Genomic DNA, 1,033 nt, shown 5'->3' with positions numbered 1-1,033 from the left:
CAAAGGCTGCGGGAACCATCACGATCAGCGCCACGAACGATGGCAGCCTGAGCAATCCGGCCAGCCTGAATGTCGTGGTCGCTGCCGCCACGGCCTGACCGTCCCCACAATCCGCGCCTGCCCGACCGCCCGTGAGGCGGTTTTTTTATGAGAAGATGAATGACTGATGAACCGACGCCGGATGTACTGGCGCGACTGGATGAGCACGATGTGCGTCTGGACAAACATGACGGCCACCTTGAGCGGCATGACATCCAGATTGAGCGGCTGAACACCGGGTTCGGCGTGCTGCAGACAGGGCAGCAGCACATCCTGCAGCAGCTTGCAGAAGAACGTGGAGAGGGCCGGGAGCGGGCGCGGAGCCAGAAAGAGCGCGACAACACGTTGTCCGGAAAGATCGACAAGGCCCTTGAGGCCATCAGCAAAGAGCGCGGCGCGCGCGATGAACGGCAGCGTCTGTTCAACCGAAACACCACATGGGCGGTCGTGGTTCTCGCTGGCCTTGGCACCCTTCTGGGCTGGCAGGAGTTCGGGCAGACCATCTGGCACAGCATTCTTCATCTTAAGGAGCCTGCAGGATGACCGGCCTGAACCTGCCGCAGTTCAAGGCGGAAATTGTCGTTCCGACCCTGAACGCCATTGGCCTTGGCGGGGATGCCGCGGTCAACCTGCTGACCGGCACGGCTCTGGTGGAAAGCGGACTTGTCTATGTGCAGCAGAATGGCGGGGGCCCCGCGCTGGGGCTGTGGCAGATGGAACCAGCAACCCATGATGACATCTGGGCTACGTTCCTGTCTGACAGCCGCCTGAACAGCCTGACCCGAACCATGCTGTCAATCCGGAGCAATCGACCGGCAGGCCCGCAGCAGATGGTAGGGAATGTCTCCTATGCCTGCGCCATGGCCCGGCTGAAATACTACCGCGCGCCCGATCCGCTGCCCGCCGCGAATGACGCGCTGGGGCAGGCGCACACATGGAAGCGGATCTATAACACATCGCTGGGGGCAGGGGACGTTGATCCCGCGCATGTCGC

General features: G+C 62.4%; 2 protein-coding genes. Both read left to right on the top strand.

What is annotated here, in order from left to right; all coding sequences use genetic code 11:
• The first annotated feature begins 159 nt into the window (after positions 1–159).
• Positions 160–582: a hypothetical protein gene (locus B7449_RS16655; protein WP_048883864.1), complete on the top strand. Its 423-nt coding sequence runs from the start codon at positions 160–162 to the stop codon at positions 580–582.
• Positions 579–1,033, top strand: a 455-nt coding sequence (locus B7449_RS16650) for a hypothetical protein (RefSeq protein ID WP_048883863.1), incomplete at its 3' end; no start/stop codon positions are given. The genes B7449_RS16655 and B7449_RS16650, both read left to right, overlap by 4 nt.

This window comes from Komagataeibacter intermedius TF2 (assembly GCF_000964425.1).
Lineage (GTDB): Bacteria > Pseudomonadota > Alphaproteobacteria > Acetobacterales > Acetobacteraceae > Komagataeibacter > Komagataeibacter intermedius.
This window is presented reverse-complemented; position numbering and strand designations above follow the sequence as displayed.